The organism is Paenibacillus sp. FSL H7-0918 (assembly GCF_038007025.1).
In the GTDB taxonomy this organism is placed as follows: Bacteria; Bacillota; Bacilli; order Paenibacillales; family Paenibacillaceae; genus Paenibacillus_AQ; species Paenibacillus_AQ odorifer.
The window spans coordinates 449,797-469,481 of record NZ_JBBOWJ010000002.1; the positions used below are offsets into that span (position 1 = coordinate 449,797).

Sequence of the window (19,685 nt, forward strand, 5' to 3'; positions counted from 1 at the left end):
GAAAGGTGCCCCCATTAATACTTCAGAGCAGATTACAGTGCGCTATCTTTAGCCATTGAAGCTAATTTTTCAGTCCTGTCAACGTGATTCCTTCTACGAAATATTTTTGACCAATCAGATAAAAAATGACACCCGGCGCAAAGGACATACACGTAGCCGCCATCGTCAGCGACCAGTCCTGCTTTAGTTGGCCTCTAAAGGCGGTTAGTCCCAAGGCTATCGTATACTTATCGCTTGAGTTTATGTAAATCATCTGTTGAAGTAGATCATTCCATAAACCGATAAAGATAAATAATGCGACGACGATCATCGCAGATTTAATGGCCGGCATAATAATGCTGAACAAAATGCGGTAATATCCAGCGCCATCGATCGTTGCTGCTTGATCAAGCTCTCTCGGTATAGACATGATAAACTGCCTGATCAAAAAGATATTAAAAGCCCCGCCACCACAGAAATAAGGCAAAATCAACGGCAGATAGCTGTCATGAATTCCTAAGCCTCTCGTCCACCCAATATATAGCGGAATAAGTGTAACCATGGCAGGTAGAAGCATCGAACCGACACAAAGAGCCCAAATCAATTTTTTGCCCCGAAAACGCAGTCTTGCAAAGGCATAACCGCATAAAGTCGCTGTAAAGGTTCCTGCCAGACAGGCGGGTACAATAATAATCATAGTGTTCCATAAATATTTCCAAAACTTAAAGATCTCTAGCGTTTCTGCATAGTTTGAAAACAACCAATTTCCTGGCAGCAGTGAAGGCGGATATTGGTATATCTCGGCATTCGACATGAGCGACGTGCGAAATATCCACCAGATTGGAAAGAGCACGAGTATAGTAAAAAAAATAACAACGACAAACGAGATCAGGTTCATCCATTGATTATTACGTTTTTTGCTCTTTAATCTTCCGTATGAGGCTACACTCATTTGTCATCGCCCCCTTCATTAAAGATCCATAGGTTGGAGGTTTTGAATAATACACCAGTAAAGCCTGCAAGAATAACAAAAATAACGGCTGTTGTCGCACAAGCATACCCCAATTTATAATTTACAAAAGCTTGATCATACATCAGATAAGTTAAAAAGCGTGAAGAATTACCCGGGCCCCCATTCGTTAATGAAAGAGCCGGCGTAACAATTTGGAGATTGGCAATCAAGCTCATTAGCAAATTGTAAAAGATAATGGGCGACATGCACGGTAAAGTGATATGCAAGAATCGTTTCCATCCATTCGCACCATCCATTTCAGCCGCTTCATGGTAGACGACCGGAACATTTTGCAGCCCAGCTAAGAAAATAACAATTAAGTTACCTGACAGCCAAACCGAAATCAAGGATAGGGATGGAATGACATAGCTGGAATCCGCGATAAAAGAAACTTTGTTCAAACCCATCTCAGAGAGAATAAAGTTAAAAAATCCAAAATTAGCTTCGTATAACCAGGACCATCCTACATATATTGCGGCTGCCGGCAAAACGTACGGTACATAGAACACAGCCCGGAAAAACCCTCTAGCCGGAATTTTACGATTCAGTAGCATCGCAATAAAAAGTGAATAAATCATGCCTCCAACTACCGATAAGACGGCAAAGTAGACCGTAGCGATAATAGAATCTTTAATATAAGGATCAGTGGTAAATAGATTAATATAATTCTCGAAGCCAACAAATTTGGGGTCTGAAAGTCCCGTCCAATTCGTTAAGCTGATCCCGAGCACCCCAATAAGAGGTAGATACGTTAGAAAGATCAGCCCAAGGAAGGCAGGGATCAATAATATATACGCGGCTCGTGCCTCACCTGCATGAATACGTGAACGACGTTTCGGAGATTTATTAATCATTTCCATCTCTATCTCCCCACCTGAAGATCATAATATGGCCGCCGCGTGTGTGAGCTTGGCAGCGGCCAGTCTTTTACGAACTTTACTAATTGCCTGAATGGGCTGCTTTCAACGCATCGAGATTTTTAGAAATAGCATCCTTAGCGGTCGTCTTTCCAGTCCATACATCCCCTAGAACCGACCCGAGCAAGGTGTTAAACTCCGTCGTATGATTCGTATAGAACCACGCTGCAGGCTTCACAGCAGGTGATTGCGCATAATCGACTACTGCAGATTTATATTCGTCATAAACAGGGAAGTTAGGATTTTCGACCCATTTACGGGTAAGGGTCTCATCCGTGTACCACTTCTCCAGCGTCGGCATCCAGATCCCCGAGCTAATGAGGCCCCAGTTATTTTCTTCTGAGTTGTACCATTTCAGCCATTCCATCGCTTCTTTTGGATGCTTAGTCTGGGAGAAGACGACATTGGCGCCACCCGTGTTGAGGGTAACCTTTTCCTTCATGTAAGGCAATACTGCAACGCCATAGTTCAAGCCTTCATTCTTGGCCGTATTCAGACTAGTTCCCACGTTCCACGCACCGTTAGTAGCCATGGCAACAGTTCCCGCGATGATGGTTCGTTGAATGCCATCATCAGTCTGTCCGACAGACAACGGAGCAACATGATCCTTCAAGTAAAGATCTGCAACCTTCTGAATTCCCTCTATACTGGCGTCTTCTCCAATTCTCACCTCAGTCCCATCACCCGAATAGAACCCTCCACCATTACCAAGCGCCCAGGTCTCAAGCTGCCATGGTAAGTTTTCAACGGATGCGCCAAACTGTACGATACTCTGCTCATTAAAGCCACTCTCATCAGGATGTTTACCATTTTTATCAAGGGTCAGCTTCTTTGCTGTTGTTACAAATTCGTCCCATGTCCACGCTTGGTCTAAAGCGGCTGGGGGATAGGGTACATTGGCTTTGTCAAACATATCTTTGTTGTAATAGAGGAGTAAGATTTCATTGGCAGCCGCGTAGGCTACGGTTTTCCCTTGATATTTGTAGGCTAAGCTATCGAGTGGTTTGCTGTCGCTTCCTTCGTACATTGTATTTACATCATTCAGCATGCCTTGGGTAGACCACTGAACGACCCCATCTTCTCTGAGCATCCCTGTGTCAGGCAATTGCTCTGCCGTAGCCATTGTATTCAGCTTAGTCATGTAGTTTTCCCAAGGAATTGCTTGTACTTCTACTTCAATTCTGTCTTGAGAAGCATTAAACTTATCCGCCACTCCCTGGGTTACATTTCCCTCTTCCGCACTTCCCCACATCGAATAGATAATTTTGACCTTCTCCTCAGGCTTGGAGGTTGCGTTCTCAGATGCTTTGGGTGCATCAGATGCCTTGGTTACTGTGTTTGTCTCGTCTTTCGCGCAGCCAATGACACTTAACGCTATTGCAGTTGAAAGAATACCTGCCCCGAATGCTTTACCTACTTTCATTTCCCTCTCCCCCTTCATAATTACATAGATATGTCTAACCGTTTGACCCCTTAAGTTATTGAGTTAAACGTTTAGTACCAACTTTTTTAATAATTTCAACCTTTGCTTGGAATCCGAAATTTCGGCCAGCAGATACGACTTTTAATATCGTAAATATTTTCAAAAAGTGGTATAGAGTCTTCATGAACTTGGGATGTTTTAATGAAGTAAGCGCTTTATTGTTATTGTGTCATGATTTTCTATTAGGGAAAATAGCATTTTTCAACCTGATTTTTAAAAATTCCAACCTTTAAAGAATCAGCTTTTTCATAAAAACGGCAGAATCAGCTGAACCAAAATATTCAATTGCAGTAACGACAATAAGCAGAGCCGTCCTCCTACCCCAATGGTAGAAGCACTGCTCTGCCTATTTAGCATTTATACACATATGCTGCTGTATGCAACAACGCCTTTTTTCTCTTCTCGAAACATAACTGCGTGAGATTTCCAGCTCCTTAGCAAATTCCCGCTATGTTATCGAATTTCTTGAGGTTGTGGCCACGAACCGAGGTCAAGAATGAAGGCGTCTCTTATTCGTTCCCCATCGTGCTGATGTCGATGACAAACCGGTAACGGACATCTGAAGCAAGCACACGCTCCCAGGCTTCATCAATCCGGTCAGCAGAAATGACCTCGATTTCAGAAGCAATATTATGTTCAGCGCAGAAATTAAGCATTTCCTGCGTTTCACGGATTCCGCCAATCATCGATCCGGCAAACGAACGGCGGTGGCCGATCAGCGAGAATACGTTAACTGCCAATGGATCAGCGGGCGCACCAACATTGACTAATGTACCATCCAATGCCAGAAGTGAAAGATAAGCATCAATATTAATTTGTGCGCTTACTGTATTCACAATAAGATCGAATGAACCGGCAAGCTGCTTAAATGTCTCCGGATCGCTGGTCGCATAATAATGATCCGCTCCTAATTGCAATCCGTCTTCCTTCTTCTTCAGTGACTGTGATAACACAGTAACCTCAGCTCCCATGGCATGAGCAATCTTCACAGCCATGTGTCCAAGCCCGCCAAGACCCACTACCGCTACTTTTTTGCCGGGAGCGGCTCCCCAATGGCGCAGCGGTGAATAGGTGGTGATTCCTGCACACAAAAGCGGTGCAGCCGCGTCAAGCGGAATAGCATCAGGAATCCGGACCACGAAGTCTTCTGTTACAACGATGTGCGTGGAATATCCGCCCTGAGTATAGTGACCATGCCGGTCGATAGCTCCATAGGTGCCGGTATTTCCACTCAGGCAATACTGCTCCTCACCTTTTTGGCAATTACTGCACTCTCCACAGGAGTCAACCATACAACCAACCCCTACACGATCGCCGACTGCGTACTTTGTAACTTCGGAACCGACCTGGCTGACAATACCGGCGATCTCATGCCCTGGAACAAGTGGATACTTAACCGGTCCCCACTCCCCGCGGGCTGTATGAATATCCGAGTGGCAAATGCCAGCGTATTTAATCTCAATAAGAACATCGTGCGGCTGCAGATTCCGGCGTTCAATTGTAGTTAGCTTGAACGGGCCTTCCTGACTGAATGTAGCACGTGCATTTACTTTTATCATAGTGAAACCTCTCTTCTAGTTAATATAAAAAGCTGTAACGTCGACTTTACAAAACCTATGTTATTACTTAAAGTTAACTCTAAGTCAAGCATAAAATATAATTAAGACTGGAGATAGATGATGAAAACATACTCCATAAGTGAAGTTGCAGAATATTTTAATATGACATCACATACCCTGCGTTACTATGACAAGGAGGGACTTTTGCCTTTTATAGAAAGAACCCACAGCGGGAAACGCGTTTTCAAAGAAACGGATATGGATGCTTTAAAAGTAATTGAATGCCTGAAGTCATCCGGGATGCCAATTAAGGAAATAAAACATTTCATTGAGTGGTGCTCTGAGGGGGACTCCACCTTGCAGCAGAGATATGATATGTTCCTGGAGCGGAAAGCTTCTGTAGAAGCACAGATGGAAGAATTGAGAAAAACGATGGAAGTCATAGACCATAAATGCTTCTACTACAAGACCGCCTTGGATAGCGGCACGGAAGATGTTCATAAAAAAAATAACATCAAGAGTGCATTTACTCATTAAAAATGGACCTTCAAATTACAGTAAAGGCGGGGCAGATTGGTCTGCCCCGCCTTTCTTAATTTGGACGCTTTTTTGCCAGCAGCTTCTCCGTAAAATTCACATCAAAAAAATGAATAATGGGTCCCAAACCAAGTGCGGACACTAGAGTACCTAAGCCTATAACGCCTCCTGCCAGGAAGCAAATCAAAGCACAAAGAGCATCCGTAAACATCCGGTGCCAAAAATAAGATATTTTCGGGACGTTATCCCTCATAATCAGGGACAGGCTGTCGTAAGGAGCGACTCCCACAGCCGATGTCTGATACAGGGATACCCCAAAACTGCATACCACCACGCCAATCGCTACGACGACCACCCGCTGCCATAACAGCTGAGGTTCGCCTAACAGAGATAGCCAAGTACTATGAAAGAACGTAGCGATATACCCCAAAAAGATTGCGTTTACAAAAGTCCCGGCTCCAATATACCTTCGTCCGGTGATGAATTCGATTACAAACAATACCAGGTTCAGCAAGATCAGAAAATTTGCATATGTTATACCCACGCACTCTGCAAGTGCCATTACCATGCCGCTAAAGGGATCATTCCCCATGCCGGACAGCTTAAAAATACTAATTCCCATGCCCAGAAATACATTGCCGATAACCATAATAATCAATCGTTTTTTATCCACGTTATAAAGATAACCCTTCATATTGCCCATCCTATTTTTCATATTAAAATTGCACCTTACAACAACCACGTCATTATATCATATATTCTATTGTTTGACGGTTATCTTTATTGATAGTATTCAATGATTTGGATAAGCAGATCGGTCAGGACTATATTGTTTTGATGGGAACTGAAAAAAACAAAAGCAACCCGTCCGCAGATAAGTCGCCTTTGTAAAACTTTAGTGTTAACGGATCTAACTTATGACTTTAAGCTCAGCGCTTAGCCTTTTAAAAATGATGATAAAGCTTCATAAGAGTATATTTCATTCCACCGGGTTCTATAAGTTAATTTCAGACTTCTCTACTTCATGCCATTGAAAAAGCATTAACACAGGAGGAATATAAATTGGCTTGCCCCAGCAATAAATCAAATCAGGTGTCAAATTCGCAAGCCATAGCTCCCCATTCTCATCTAGTTGCATTCTCCACTTTCCGCTGGCAACAACTTTTTCCTGCTCCATAAGGAAACGAGCCTCATCATATGAAACTTCAATTCCTTTATTGCGCTCTATGAAATCAAGGGCAGCTTGGTAATTACGTTCTTGCTCTTCTTCTTTTTCTGCAGTAAAAGCTGAATCGTATACCTCTGAGAAATCTAAGCCCTTAAGGTCATGGAGTTCCACTAGTTGTTTAAATGCGTCCGTTACAAAAAATTGAACGATAGCTGTTTCCTTTATTTTGAACAGTCTATAATCAACACTATCAATTACATTTGTGGTGTTAAGCAAAAACAACATCAAATCAGGATGAGCCAAGGGAAGTGTTTCGTCTTCTTCCGCAACAATTGGCTATCCGTAAATATCTCGAAAAATCATTGTACTTCCCCTTATTCTTGGTGTGCATGATTCTGGGTTCTCCTCCTTTTTTTCTCTGTATGATTGTACTGACAATAAGGTACCAAAAAATCTCCATTCAAAGAGAAAATCACGCCATTTATTCCATCGGCTGGTTCGCCAATTATTGATATTATCCCAACACTACCCAAGCAATCTGTCACTTCTCATTATTTTATTTGTGTTCAAAACTCCCCGTTCTTTGCCAATGATAAGAGTAGAAGAGTCTCCATTGCCAGCCATCTAGAGGCCGACTCTATCCACCCCTTCAGCAAATGGTTCAAACAAATGTCTGGCTATCCGCCAGGCAAGTTTCGCAGCCGCAGCAGGATGATTTAATATAGAAAACGGCGCTGCATCAGTGCAGCGCCGCTGTACCATTTTCAAGTTTGATCACAGCATCCAACCAACCTCCCTGTAGGCCCTCCAAAGCGCCTGAAAAGATTGCGACTGTGCCAGGTGTCATTTCGTACAACGTGTCTAGCAGCAGGAAACGAATCTCGATATCCATGCCATAGAGAGGCTCATCCAGCAGCAGAAACCATGGATCAGCAAGCATCGCCTGAGCAATCATAAGCCGTTGCTTGTTGCCGCCTGACAACCGCTGAATGGGCGTTTTCCACTCGGCAGTAAGCCCGAGCCGTTCACTTAGCTCACGAGATCGTTCCTCAATGGTTGCCCGTGGCATCAGCTTCATCTCACCCACATAACGCAAGTATGCCTCGACATTCATATTGTCATAGTACGCTGCCTGCTGTGGCTTGTAGCCCAGATAAGGCTTGAAAGCATTGCCTGACAACGTCACGCCATGAAGCTGATAGGTAATCAGGCCGCGTACAGGCTGGTATAGACCAGCTATCGCTTTGAGCAATGCTGTTTTTCCACTGCCATTGGCGCCCTCCAGACCATACCAGCCTGGCGGCAAAGCCAGATTCACATCCCCTAGCAGCAGGTGACCATTATCTGCAAGAAGTTCAACCGCGGTAAGTTTTAGCTCAGCTCCTCGCACCACTCTTCCCTCCTATCCATATTGCTTGTAATAATGCCGATGGCGCAGCAAAATACTTGTTATAACACCCAGCGCTATTGCCAGACTAACAGCAACAAGCTTGCTTGCAAGCCAGTGTTCGGACCCGTATTCGCTGAACAATTGAAATACGCCAAGCCTCTCGCCAGTGGAAAACTGGATGACGCCCACTGCGAGCACAACCGCGGTACCAGGCCATGTCCCGAAACGAAGCATTGCAGCCAGCGCTGCAAAAGCGCTCAGGCAGATCGGCAGTAATAGATCTGTGATCAGTAAAGTAGTGTTAGATCCGAATTCACCGCTGGTACCCGTCATAACGAGTATTCCATAAAACAACAGCGCTAGAAGGAGGTCATATAGCAGTATGGTTCCTATTCTGGCTACCATAAGCTGTACGGGTGTAACAGGAAAGGTCGCCTCAAGCTCACTCATTGGCTTATGCATGGATCGGAGTGAATAGGCCACACTGGCTACAGGAAGCAACAGAATCGTAAATAAAAATACATCCGGCTTGGCAGAGCTACTGAACCATTCACTTGCTACCAGCCCCTCAACGACTGCTCCTATGCCAATCATAAGCGCTGATGTAAGCCAAAACAGCCAATGCATCGTCCTTACCTGAGCTGCCATGCGTTGCATAAGCCTTACTGGTAAAGATATAGCGACAGTTGCTTGCCGCCCAGGCCTGTCATGTCTTGCCACTCGCTTGGAAGAGGGTACAGCAACCGCCCACTCAGGCTGTGTGGCATATGTGGCGGCAAGCGCCAGCAGAGATTCCGTCTGCTGGCCGCTGGGACCATCGACGGTATAGCGATCCAGTTGGCTGAATACGGCTCCGATCTGGTCATGCTCCCATCGATCCGCTGCTGCTTCACCCTTTTCCTCTAGTTGCCGCTGCTCTTGCAATTCCCTGTGCAGTTGACTGTCGCGACTAGCCTTATCGGCGCTACCGGCTCCGGATATGTAACTCATCCTGATCCTCCCCTTTCTGCAATGTATGGGCCAGTCGCCTGAACGCCCGATACAGCTTGGACTTGACCGTTCCAAGCGGCAGTTCCAGCAACTCGGCTATTTCATCCAGCTTGAGCTCCTCATAAAAACGCAAAATAACAATTTGCCGCTCCTCCTCAGGCAAAGCGCCAAGGGCAGCAATGACTGCTTCACGCTCATATTGCTTGTCTAAAAAAGACGCTACCGTATCCTTACCGCCATCTGCCGCATCATACACTCCGGTATCCTTAGCCGCTACTTCATAACGATAAGCTCCGGACTTCCATACATCACGGCACAGGTTCGTCGCAATTCGATAAATCCATGGTCGAAACCGTTCAGGCAACCGACCAGCTTGCAAAGCCGTGAATACTCTGACAAAACACTCTTGCACCAAATCTTCTGCGAGCTGACGCTTGCTGGTCAGTCGGTATAAATACGCATAGATGGTCTGATGATACCGATAGACGAACAACTCCAGCACGGCTGTATTCCCTTGCTTGTATTGCTCGAGCAGTTGCTCATCCGTAACAACAGCCCTGCTGTTCACTTGACTCTCTCCTTTCTCGCTCAGCACTATTGCCTGCACACGAGCCAACCTCTGCCTTTCCCCAATAGAAGCATACAGCAGAAAAGCAGTATTCCAGCTGCTGCAAATAATGCGATAGCGTTATGCGATTTATCTGTGAACCGGCTCACCGGCCAGACGGCTTGAAATAAATAGTACCGATTGAGCGGCATACTGGACATAAAATACTCCAGCAGCCACACCGTTGCCCCCACTCCTAGCCCGACAGCCATATTGCGCCCTAGCAGAGTGCCCAATGCCGCCAGACCGCCAAGGAACATATTCACACTGAGGCTATGTTTAATTATGTAAGCTAGTTGTGCCGTACTTAAAACGATCGCCCAGCGGTCAATTGCCCAGAGCAACGCTGCTTCATAGATAACTAGCAATAGCGCAGCGACCGCTCCTCGCTCGGCGAACACGAGTAATTGTGAATATGGATAGCTGAAATGATGGGCAAAAGTACCCTCACTGAAATCATCGGCGAACAAGGCAGCACTCAAGGCAATCGCAAGTAAAGGCAGCACAAATATAAAAGCCACTTTGACATGATAAAAACCAGGAGAGGGCATCATCATTGGCAGCATGAGGCAACCAGCTGCTATCAGCGCCGCAATAATAGCTATAGCTAGCAAGTAGCCGCCCCATAGGATGCGCCAAGCATATTTTGCACGGGACAAAAGAATGAGGGCAACCTTCATTGTCCTCCCTCCATTTTCCTTTGCAAATAGCCTCGCAGAAGCGCTTCCATTTGTTCATCACTGTCCTCGATTAGCTGCTCTGTGCCAATACTGTCATAGACAAGCTTGATGACATCGTAGACACTTTCAATACCGTACTGGCTGTATATGGTATTCATAAGGTCATAAACCTGATTCGGTGTACCGTTCAAAAAATAGCTGCTAACAGGTTCGAACAGTCGATCTGGCAGTTTCCCTCCGACCAGCTTGAGCTCGTTATAAGCCTGAAAAAAGTTATTCAGTGTATATTGGGCGTTTAAATTTAACATTCTCGCATTTCTAATCTCTCTACGTTTGGCACTGTAATCAAGCCAGTACTGCCCCGTTCTCAGTTGGATATTCCCATTTTTCCCTCGATCAATTTCCGCCCCAAAATAACTTGACACAGACACCTTAGACAAAAAGTGGACATCGCGAGCTTCCGGACCTCCAACTGATGCATCTACCATGCCAAGGGTGCTCATACTCACCATATTCAAACTATAATACGGATAATCGGCAAGTGCCATAGTAACCGTCTGGGGAAAACTCGTTGCAGCTTCTCCATCCAACTTTTTCAAAGTACGCGCCGCTTGGGCGTAATGCCTGGCTGCGAACTGTGCTGCTTCTTCGACAGAACGGGCAGGCAATTGACCAGATGCCAACAGACGCAACGTCTTGCCGTCTGCCGTCGCTTCTGCAAGTTGCAGATCGCCCCCAAATAATGTAAGTCCGCTTGCTTCATCCAGCTCCAGGCGCGTGATGGTCGCTCCCTTCTCTCCAGCCATCTTACTAGTAATGACAGAGGCGTTGGAGAACAGTTTCAAGCCACTTGGCCCTGTGATAGCAACTTCAAAGCCCGCCATAGGGCGCGGCAGTTGTGTGTCCAGAATATCTGTAGCGTGACGCCCCCATTCGTAGTGATCGGTAAGCAATTCCGATAGCCGGCTATTGCCGATAACAGGGTACCAGCCATAGAAAGCTGGCAGGAAAATCCTGTTATCGTCGACAACAGCGATCTGCTCCCATCTATCCCTGCTAGGAGCGACGGAATAATAATGCCGCCAATCATTTAGGGTACCTCTATATGTCATCTCGATCTCCAGATGCTCCCCTGGCATAACATCCGTTGCAGGCTTGATCCAAAGTACATCTGTAGCCTCTTCCCACTCATAGGCAGCAGCAGCACCGTTCACCTTCAGTTCCTGTACATCAAAGATATGTCGCAGCATGATTGGGAATCGCTCTAGTGTTGCCGCTTGTCCATTGCTTGCTTGCATCGTCGCCTGTATTTCTAACCCATGCCGCGGCAGTAATTCCAACTTCAGCTTGTAGCTGTTAATGTGTAGATCCTGGAACTTCATTCCGACAAGCAGATCTTTAATATGCGATACCGAGAGCGGATTGCTGGTATTCCCGTTTGTGTTAAGGGTGATCCGAGACATTTCCTCAATATCCGCCTCCGAATATTTACCCGCTGCAATTCCAGCAACGAGCAGTTGCTCCAATTCACGCTGTTGCGTGATATCATTGGCTGAAGTAAGACGTTCGCGATAGAAACGTTCATTGGCATCCGCAATATCTGCCCGTTCCTGCAGGTATCCGTACATCGCACTACCTGCCCATAACAATGCTGCACCTAGAATCAGCATCGTGGGATAGACAAGCCATGCCTTGACCCGTTCCCGCCTGCGTCTACATACTACAAGTAGAACAGTCATGACCATTCCTGCTGCTAAAGCTGCAACGATGCCGCGATGCAGCCAAAATGCCGGATCATATATAAATCCCCACATACGTGAGTAAGACTTACCAATATATTTAACTAGTGAATAATCGAACCAAATCTGCGTATGAGGGGGTAATGAAAAAGAAGGGCGATCGGTCTTAAAAAATTCCGGTAAAATAATTGCCAAGCTAAGCAACAGGACGAAGCTGATCAAGTAACTGTATCGCTTGCGGATAAGGATACCTACTAAGTAGGCAATTACAGTTGCAAATAACATCGGGATGGCAAAGGAAGCCAATACAGCAGAGGTATACCATTCACGCATTCCCCATGAGATGCCATCATTTACGACCAACCATACATAAGCCCCCATCGGCACGAGCGCAGCTGCTAACGGAAGGGTTACAGCACAGAGCAAGCGTGCAGCCTCCATTTCCCATGTTCGATACGGAAAGGTAGCCATCATGGTTGCTGTCTTCCATTCTTCATCCCGCCGTGCTATCGCTGTTGCCAGCAAAGGCAAAATAATGAGGGCTACAAGGCAATACACCTCAGAAATATCCATCACGTATACTGCACGATCCAATTTGGCATCGGCGTTCTGAAACATCAAATACAGGATGCCGACCACAGTTGCCAGCATTAGATACAAGCCTGGGCCACGCAGCAGTAGCTTGCACTCTGTTTTGTAATAGCGAATCAGGCTCATTGGCTATTCCCCGCTCTCATGACCCCGATATATCCGTCCTCAAGTCCTGCCTTTGCCTGGACTGCTCCAGGTAATGGGACAGAACTGGCAAGAACACGCGCCTCATAGCCGGCTCCTGAACGCTTTGCAGTCACGATGGCTGCAGTTTCTTTGAGCTCTGCAAGCTTCTCATCACCCACTTGGACCGTCCACACTTGTCCCTGCACACGCTGGAGCAATTGTTCTTGCGTACCGTGAAATACGATGCGCCCTCCGCTCATAATCGCCATACTCTTACAGTTATTATCAATATCGGCGACGACATGTGTAGACAGTAGCACAGTACGATCTTTACCCAGCTCAGTCAGCATATCACGAAATCGCATGCGTTCTTCGGGATCAAGCCCTGCCGTAGGCTCGTCCACAATAATGAACTGCGGATCACCTAGCAGCGCCTGGGCAATACCGATGCGCTGCCGCATCCCGCCAGAATATTTGCCTATACGCACATGGCGCTTCTCCTCCAGATTGACTCGGCGCAACATTTCGGCTACTGCTTTCCTCCGGACTTTTCCATTTGTAATGCCCTTCATGGACGCGACATAATCGAGATATTCTGCGCCTGTCAACTTGCGATATACGCCAAACTCTTGTGGCAGGTAGCCAAGCAAGCCACGAATTTCACGTTCATCCCGCCCAAGCTTGCAATGTCCAATTTGTACATCCCCTGATGTTTTCGGTATTACTGTTGCCAATATTTGCATCAATGTTGATTTTCCCGCCCCATTGGGACCGAGTAAGCCGAACATACCCGTACCCAATGTCAGGTTAATTCCGTTCAGTACTTGTTTACTGCCATATTTTTTGCACAATTGCTGGATAACTACATGCATCATTACCTGCCTCCATTCGTACTTGGCCAACTACCGTGCGCACGAGTAGATTGTCGAACAGTATAACGACACTCCCTTCTAAAAGTTTAAAAAACAGGTGATTTTTTAAAATAATAGTATCCTTGCGCTGCCAATATGACATTTGTTCGATGTGTCTACTACGACAAAAAAACCTCCAACCCCGTATATGCGGCTTCGGAAGTTATTCATTAACCTGCATTTCGCAGTTACTCTAAGTACAGAATCCCAAAATCACAGCTTCTATGAAATTCTGGTTTGTTCGAATGAACTTTGCTCCATGTTCCAAAGTGCGGATAAACCGTTTCATCGCCGCACTTGTAAAAGTTTCCTCTTATCCTTTTTCCCGGCACTGCCCGAAAATCCGAAAAATAAGATTGTACCCATGCCCATGAGATCGAAAAGCTTAATTCCCAATACGCTTCCCCTTTATCATTAATCTGATCCGTGGTGGATAGGACTTGGAAAAGTGCTGGATTGATAGTGATTGGGAAGCGATCATACCGATCCGCCCCTATCTGCAAGAGAATTGCGCCATTCGCATTAAATTCGAAATTCATATAGCGCTGGTCCGAATCCGGAGAAGGCTGAAAAAAGAACTCGATGCAGCTATCCTTATACACAGGATCATTCATGTTTCTATATGTTCGTATTGGATTCTGTTCGTAAACCTTAAACTGAAGCTTCAGATCCTCCTGACTGTAATTTAATCTTGCTGTAACGACCGGGTTATATCCTTTAAGCCATTGATACTGTTTAATGATCTGGAAATCTTCTGTAACTGAAACATCCGTCTGATTTATCAGGCGGGAAATCACTAAGGTTTCTAATTTTCTTTCCATGGTTCATTCCCTTCGGTTGGAAATCCCACTAGGCTAACACAGCAAAACAACCCTATTAATTAACTTGATCATTTAGACCCGCGACTTACCGGTTTTCCAATACGCAGTCTCGATCCCCGAAATTTCGCACGGCCGTCTGCCGTTACCTGTATTGGCGGATGATGGAACTGCACACTCTATATCCCCTCGGGCGCATCCCCCACTTCCCGATCGATGGTCAGATCCCCCCGTATCCGTTCTCCTGCAATGCGTCGAAATCTACCTTCACCTCGCCGAATGGAACCTCCCGGAATATGGCTCCGGAGCTTACTAGCCCTGCAATCCGTTGATGATCCAGCGGGTGGTACCCGACGGCACCGTATACATCCCTCAGTTCGACTGACTGATGTCGGCTGCCGTACTTTGCATGGGTCAATTTATTCCTCAGCAGGTGTACACCATGCACCGGTTCATCCCCTGTTACCATCACCATGTTGGTCAACCCTTATTTCGCGCAAGGTAACGTAATTCCTTCATGGATCGCCCGGTCGGCTAAGAGAGCGATCTCCATCGCCCGGCAAGCTTCCTCCATTGCCGGTATAGGGGGCAAGTTGTTCTCCAGCATGGACAGGAAATAGTCCAGCTGGGCACCCGTAGGCTTTACGGAGAAGTCCATATTGATCTGCCGGACCGCTCCTTTCTGGTAGTCTTCGACCTCGATCAGATTCCCCAGATGCTGATCCTCTCGCGGTCGTTCGTTCTTGTATATGATGCGAATCCGGCCTGCCGGTCCGATAAATTCCTTCCGGTTATCAGTCGGAAGCCCCTTGCCCCACCCTGTCTCAAAGTAGCCGATGGAGCCGTCCGACAGACGGAGGGTCATGAGTCCGTAATTGTAAGTATACGGCGGGACTTCTTCGTAGAGACGCTGCCCGATCCCATTGACGCTTACTACGTCCGCCCCTGTAGCCCAACGCATCACATCGATATAATGGACGCCGCAATCCACGATCGGCGAGACGTCCCGGAGCAGGGATAAGTGGGAAGCCCAATTTTTGGAGGGCTTCAATTGGGATAGCCGGATGACCAAAGGGAAGCCGATGGCGCCCTCCCGGATCATCTTCATAACCGCCCGGTACGTAGTGTTATGGCGAAGGATGTGACCGATCAGCACCTTGGTTTTAGCTCCACGGGCCAGCTTCATGAATTCCTGTGTTTCCCGTGCATTGCCCGCCATCGGCTTCTCGCATAGGATATGCTTCCCTGCAGCGAGACAATCTTTTGCGATCCCCAGATGGGAGGACGGGTACGTGGCGATAATGACCAGATCCACATCATCACGCTCTATCAAGACCCGGTAATCCGTGCTCCAACACTCAGCTCCGTATTGGCTTGCCACTAAGGAGGCCCTGTCACGGTTCCAATCCGCCACGCCGATCAACCGGACCCGCACCTGTCGTGATATCGCGTCCAAGTGGAGAGAGCCCATATAACCACAGCCTATCACGACCGCCCCGTACCTTTTCATGATGCATCCATCCTATCCTTCTCACTCGCGGAGGTTATTTTATGTTGATCCAAGCTCCTTGTTATGATACCTTGTCACCTTTATTATATAAGAATGATGGATATTTTTATTTAGCAAAGAAAGTTACTTTTTGCACGATTCCGTTATTCCTTCTAATTCTATGTAGGGGAGGGACTCGGTTCATAGGTTCTTTCTTCTATCGCTTGCCGCAAGGTCTGCCATTTTTGTACGATGTATGCGGAACTTCAACCCTATAGATCGCCAATGCTGGGCGCACATAAAAAAGCAACTCCCTTTTTGCAAGTCGCTTTTAAAACACTCTATAGTGAATCTTAAGTTATTATCTACTATCCTCACCGCTTCGCCTTATAAAACTCATGATACAGCTTCAGAGCCAAGGATATCGATAAGTGTAATTTCATTACCTTCCCTGTCCCAATCGGATCGTGCAGAGATACGTCTTTACGTGTTTTCTTGAGCGAACGCAGATGCAACAGGATTTCGTTTTCAATACAACGAGCAGCAAATGTGGCTAGTTTGGTTCCTTTGTTCGGACGATAGCTCTCAATAGCTTTTATCAGGCCGATGGTGCCGATGGAGATCAGATCCTCCATGTCTTCCCCAGTGTTATCGAATTTCTTGAGGTTGTGGACACGATACGATGTCATAATCCACTTTCTTGATAGAAAAGCGTTGATAGAAGTATGAAGGTTTTACCGGATGGATGGCTCTTTTTTTGTTATTCATTGTCCTTTTTTTAATAGTCTCTTCGTTTTCTTAAATTTTCACTTGATATCAACAACTTAACAGTTGAAAGACATGATATTTAACATAGTTTGAGCATGTTTACAGTCACATCCGGGAAAGAATTAGCTGTGTTACGATATATCTTATTACTCTAGAGGAGTATTAATAATGTCAACAACTTGCAAAAGAGGTGTGTAATTGAAACTTCCAACAATCCAATTCGGACATATTAAATCGAGAGTTCCTGTTATTCAAGGTGGAATGGGTGTAGGCATATCCTTAAGTGGACTAGCCGCTGCTGTAGCCAATGCAGGCGGGATCGGCACCATCTCTGGTACAGGGATTACTCCTGATGAGCTGAGAATGCATATTCGCAAAACAAGAGAACTCTCTAAAGGGAATGGCTACATCGGTGTGAATGTACTATTCGCAGTGAAGGACTTTGCCGAAAAAATGAAGATTGCTTTGGAGGAAAAGGTTGACTTTATTATTTCCGGAGCCGGAATCTCTAGAGATATTTATGCTTGGGGTAAAGAATATGGTACTCCTGTCGTAACTATTGTTTCATCCGCCAAATTAGCCCGAATTTCCGAAAGACTTGGTGCCTCCGCAGTCGTTGTAGAAGGGTTCGAAGCTGGAGGCCATTTAGGTACAGACAGATCCATGTTTGATATCCTTCCTGAAGTCTTAGAGGCCGTTTCGATTCCTGTTATTGCTGCGGGTGGAATTCTAACAGGGGATGATATCGCAAAAGCCCTTCGGATCGGCGCATCTGGTGTTCAAATGGGTACCCGTTTTGTGGCTAGCCTTGAGTGTGATGCTCCCTTAGCCTTCAAGCAAAAGTATGTAGATGCTCAGCAAGGAGATACTGTCCTAATCAAGTCTACTGTGGGTCTAGAAGGTAGAGCGATTCGGAATGAATTTACGGACCGGATCAGTGATGATGCCAAATTAAAGATAGTCAAATGCTATAATTGTCTAAAGGTTTGTTCACATCGCTTCTGTACAATGGAATCCCTGCTCACTTCCCTTAGAGGAGATGTTAAGAACGGATTGGTTTTTGCTGGGTCCAGAGTTCATGAGATTAAAGAGATTTTGTCCGTACAGCAGATTATCGACAATTTAATGGATGAGTATCAAGGGGCATTGAACCCGACAACTTAAGGTTGTTATAAGATTCAAAAGCACGATTAACCACTTAAGCAAGCTTGGGATTTCCGAGCATAAGTGGTTTTTTTATTTCGCTTGATACTCAAATTTAGTTATATTTAATAAGCTTTTGTGTTGTATTAACCAAAGATTTCCGTACCTTTCTTTTTAATTGCAACAACAGCTAAATATCTTCACAGCCAAAATGCAATAAGCCCAATCGCAAAAGATGACTGGATATATGTACTCTTCAGAGCACCACTTAACAATTTTCCCTCTCCCTTTCTCATGTATTTTTATGAGTTGGTTTAATACAAAAATTCGCTGAACTATATCTTCTCTAAAAAATTCTAATATGGTCCTTGAAGCTTTCTATGTATGCCGGTTAACGGATACTACCTTGTGATTATGAGTTTACCGCTTAGCCTTATAAAACTCATGATAAAGCTTCATGAGCGTCCTCTTCTCTATCCTCGAAACATAACTCCGCGAGATCCCCAACTCCTTAGCAATCTCCCGCTGTGTCCTCTCTTCTCTACCTGTATCCAGCCCAAACCTACCCACCACAACTTCTTTCTCCCGGTCATCCAGAATATCTAGGTTGCGATATATTTTACTCTTCTCGATCTTCAGATCGACTTCTTTAATGACATCATCAGCTTCGGAGCCAAGAATATCGATAAGTGTAATTTCATTACCTTCTTTGTCCGTCCCAATTGGATCATGCAGAGATACATCTTTACGTATTTTCTTCAAGGATCTTAGGTGCATCAGGATTTCGTTTTCAATACAACGTGCTGCAAATGTGGCTAGCTTTGTTCCTTTGTTTGGACGATAGCTCTCAATAGCTTTAATCAGACCGATGGTGCCGATGGAGATCAAATCCTCCTTGAGGTTATGGGCACGATGTGATGTCAAAAAATAAACCAATTACGATCGATTCTGATTCGAATTGGTTTCCTTTTGCATATTATATTTAATTTTTAGTTTCCGATTGATTTCTTGTGTACATCCTGGTAATCCATTTAAATAACACTTTACTTGATCAATCAACTCTAAGTAAGATATCAGATTATTCATACTTGTTAAATTGCGTCTAACAATATCCTCGGTTTCAATATGATAGCTAACGTTTTTCACACGTAGAGCAATACATTCAATATTTAGCCGAACATCTGCTAGTCCCATATAAAACACAATAATTTCAAAGCCTTGTTCCTTTGCATCCTCATCTACCTTATAACGTTACCACCCGCTAAAGTGGTTTCCACAATGAAATCCCACTTATTCCAGATACACTACCTGGCTATTCTTATGGCTTCTTTCCCAGCAGATACTTTACTCTTTTCAGGATGCCCATTAGTGATCTTGCGGCTATGCATCTGGAATCATCAGTGATTCTGTTTTATGCCATGCTCCGATATAGAATCTTCCACTTTCATGAAATGAAAAACATAATATTCTCCGTTAATTTTTAGCTGTTCCTTTTCTTTTTGATTTCGTCAAATTCACATAAAGATCTATTGAAATTCAAGGTTTTTGGTGATGCAGTCGGATGATGATACTCAATATCCAATGGACTCCCCAAAAACTATCATAAATTGTAATATATTTAACACAATAGTTTACATATACATTACATAAAATAATTTAAAAGAGCCTTTTTTTCCTTTTTGCAAACTCAAAATATATTAAATTTATAATATTCATTGACTGAAACAAATACTAGTGTTATATTTCCTAACATTAAATAATAAAATACATACAGGAAA

At 45.1% G+C, this 19,685-nt stretch carries 17 protein-coding genes and 2 pseudogenes; 2 read left to right on the top strand and 17 right to left on the bottom strand.

The genetic code is table 11. From position 1 onward, the window contains the following. Window positions 1-61: 61 nt before the first annotated feature. From MHI15_RS15920 to MHI15_RS15935, 4 genes are all read right to left on the bottom strand, one after another. Complete coding sequence (locus MHI15_RS15920; protein ID WP_076125340.1) at window positions 62-931, bottom strand: carbohydrate ABC transporter permease; 870 nt, start codon at window positions 929-931, stop codon at window positions 62-64. Next, window positions 928-1,851, bottom strand: a complete 924-nt coding sequence (locus MHI15_RS15925) for a carbohydrate ABC transporter permease (RefSeq protein WP_076193532.1) — start codon at window positions 1,849-1,851, stop codon at window positions 928-930. The genes MHI15_RS15920 and MHI15_RS15925 overlap by 4 nt, the downstream gene beginning before the upstream one ends. 79 nt (window positions 1,852-1,930) lie before the next feature. Next, window positions 1,931-3,331 carry an ABC transporter substrate-binding protein gene (locus MHI15_RS15930; RefSeq protein WP_339190077.1) on the bottom strand — a complete coding sequence of 467 codons (1,401 nt, stop codon included), beginning with the start codon at window positions 3,329-3,331 and terminating at the stop codon, window positions 1,931-1,933. 569 nt (window positions 3,332-3,900) lie between these two features. Further along, window positions 3,901-4,950 (bottom strand): NAD(P)-dependent alcohol dehydrogenase, encoded by a 1,050-nt coding sequence (locus MHI15_RS15935; protein WP_076185356.1) that lies wholly within the window; start codon window positions 4,948-4,950, stop codon window positions 3,901-3,903. Between the two features lie 120 nt (window positions 4,951-5,070). On the opposite strand from MHI15_RS15935, the gene MHI15_RS15940 reads away from it, so the two are divergent. Then, complete coding sequence (locus MHI15_RS15940) at window positions 5,071-5,487, top strand: MerR family transcriptional regulator (RefSeq protein WP_076125348.1); 417 nt, start codon at window positions 5,071-5,073, stop codon at window positions 5,485-5,487. Window positions 5,488-5,542: 55 nt separating this feature from the next. Here the strand turns inward: MHI15_RS15940 and MHI15_RS15945 are convergent, their stop codons facing one another. From MHI15_RS15945 to MHI15_RS16000, 12 genes and pseudogenes are all read right to left on the bottom strand, one after another. Then, window positions 5,543-6,202 carry a YczE/YyaS/YitT family protein gene (locus MHI15_RS15945; RefSeq protein WP_248547753.1) on the bottom strand — a complete coding sequence of 220 codons (660 nt, stop codon included), beginning with the start codon at window positions 6,200-6,202 and terminating at the stop codon, window positions 5,543-5,545. 279 nt (window positions 6,203-6,481) lie between these two features. Then, window positions 6,482-6,958 (bottom strand): hypothetical protein, encoded by a 477-nt coding sequence (locus MHI15_RS15950; protein WP_076125352.1) that lies wholly within the window; start codon window positions 6,956-6,958, stop codon window positions 6,482-6,484. A 436-nt stretch (window positions 6,959-7,394) separates the two neighbouring features. Beyond that, complete coding sequence (locus MHI15_RS15955) at window positions 7,395-8,045, bottom strand: ATP-binding cassette domain-containing protein (RefSeq protein ID WP_076125354.1); 651 nt, start codon at window positions 8,043-8,045, stop codon at window positions 7,395-7,397. Between the two features lie 12 nt (window positions 8,046-8,057). Then, entirely contained in the window at window positions 8,058-9,035 is a 978-nt protein-coding gene (locus MHI15_RS15960) for a hypothetical protein (RefSeq protein ID WP_076125356.1), read from the bottom strand. After that, window positions 9,010-9,603, bottom strand: a complete 594-nt coding sequence (locus tag MHI15_RS15965) for an RNA polymerase sigma factor (RefSeq protein ID WP_076125358.1) — start codon at window positions 9,601-9,603, stop codon at window positions 9,010-9,012. Before MHI15_RS15965 ends, MHI15_RS15960 begins: the two co-directional genes overlap by 26 nt. A 26-nt stretch (window positions 9,604-9,629) precedes the next feature. Further along, entirely contained in the window at window positions 9,630-10,322 is a 693-nt protein-coding gene (locus MHI15_RS15970; RefSeq protein WP_076125360.1) for a hypothetical protein, read from the bottom strand. Then, window positions 10,319-12,778, bottom strand: a complete 2,460-nt coding sequence (locus tag MHI15_RS15975; RefSeq protein ID WP_076125362.1) for a hypothetical protein — start codon at window positions 12,776-12,778, stop codon at window positions 10,319-10,321. The genes MHI15_RS15970 and MHI15_RS15975 overlap by 4 nt, the downstream gene beginning before the upstream one ends. After that, window positions 12,775-13,653, bottom strand: a complete 879-nt coding sequence (locus tag MHI15_RS15980; RefSeq protein ID WP_256715762.1) for an ABC transporter ATP-binding protein — start codon at window positions 13,651-13,653, stop codon at window positions 12,775-12,777. Before MHI15_RS15980 ends, MHI15_RS15975 begins: the two co-directional genes overlap by 4 nt. 224 nt (window positions 13,654-13,877) lie before the next feature. Then, complete coding sequence (locus MHI15_RS15985) at window positions 13,878-14,510, bottom strand: carbohydrate-binding family 9-like protein (RefSeq protein ID WP_076125364.1); 633 nt, start codon at window positions 14,508-14,510, stop codon at window positions 13,878-13,880. A 217-nt stretch (window positions 14,511-14,727) separates the two neighbouring features. Continuing rightward, window positions 14,728-14,955: a hypothetical protein gene (locus tag MHI15_RS15990; protein WP_143766440.1), complete on the bottom strand. Its 228-nt coding sequence runs from the start codon at window positions 14,953-14,955 to the stop codon at window positions 14,728-14,730. A gap of 39 nt (window positions 14,956-14,994) precedes the next feature. Then, complete coding sequence (locus MHI15_RS15995) at window positions 14,995-16,017, bottom strand: Gfo/Idh/MocA family protein (RefSeq protein WP_341164596.1); 1,023 nt, start codon at window positions 16,015-16,017, stop codon at window positions 14,995-14,997. A gap of 384 nt (window positions 16,018-16,401) precedes the next feature. Then, window positions 16,402-16,685: pseudogene (locus MHI15_RS16000) on the bottom strand (sigma factor); the annotation flags it as partial. A gap of 277 nt (window positions 16,686-16,962) precedes the next feature. Between MHI15_RS16000 and MHI15_RS16005 the strand changes: the two are divergent. Next, on the top strand, window positions 16,963-17,928 hold the full coding sequence (locus MHI15_RS16005; protein ID WP_036675848.1) for an NAD(P)H-dependent flavin oxidoreductase: 966 nt from the start codon (window positions 16,963-16,965) through the stop codon (window positions 17,926-17,928). Between the two features lie 399 nt (window positions 17,929-18,327). On the opposite strand, the pseudogene sigK reads toward MHI15_RS16005, so the two are convergent. After that, a pseudogene (sigK, locus tag MHI15_RS16010) lies at window positions 18,328-18,801 on the bottom strand (RNA polymerase sporulation sigma factor SigK); the annotation flags it as partial. Window positions 18,802-19,685 lie beyond the last annotated feature (884 nt).

Coding starts and splice junctions, on each gene's coding strand:
- MHI15_RS15930 (WP_339190077.1), bottom strand. CDS start 3,331: ATGAAAGTAGGTAAAGCATTCGGGGCAGGTATTCTTTCAACTGCAATA.
- MHI15_RS15920 (WP_076125340.1), bottom strand. CDS start 931: ATGAGTGTAGCCTCATACGGAAGATTAAAGAGCAAAAAACGTAATAAT.
- MHI15_RS15980 (WP_256715762.1), bottom strand. CDS start 13,653: ATGATGCATGTAGTTATCCAGCAATTGTGCAAAAAATATGGCAGTAAA.
- MHI15_RS15945 (WP_248547753.1), bottom strand. CDS start 6,202: ATGAAAAATAGGATGGGCAATATGAAGGGTTATCTTTATAACGTGGAT.
- MHI15_RS15975 (WP_076125362.1), bottom strand. CDS start 12,778: ATGAGCCTGATTCGCTATTACAAAACAGAGTGCAAGCTACTGCTGCGT.
- MHI15_RS15960 (WP_076125356.1), bottom strand. CDS start 9,035: ATGAGTTACATATCCGGAGCCGGTAGCGCCGATAAGGCTAGTCGCGAC.
- MHI15_RS15970 (WP_076125360.1), bottom strand. CDS start 10,322: ATGAAGGTTGCCCTCATTCTTTTGTCCCGTGCAAAATATGCTTGGCGC.
- MHI15_RS15995 (WP_341164596.1), bottom strand. CDS start 16,017: ATGAAAAGGTACGGGGCGGTCGTGATAGGCTGTGGTTATATGGGCTCT.
- MHI15_RS15925 (WP_076193532.1), bottom strand. CDS start 1,851: ATGGAAATGATTAATAAATCTCCGAAACGTCGTTCACGTATTCATGCA.
- MHI15_RS15940 (WP_076125348.1), top strand. CDS start 5,071: ATGAAAACATACTCCATAAGTGAAGTTGCAGAATATTTTAATATGACA.
- MHI15_RS15935 (WP_076185356.1), bottom strand. CDS start 4,950: ATGATAAAAGTAAATGCACGTGCTACATTCAGTCAGGAAGGCCCGTTC.
- MHI15_RS15985 (WP_076125364.1), bottom strand. CDS start 14,510: ATGGAAAGAAAATTAGAAACCTTAGTGATTTCCCGCCTGATAAATCAG.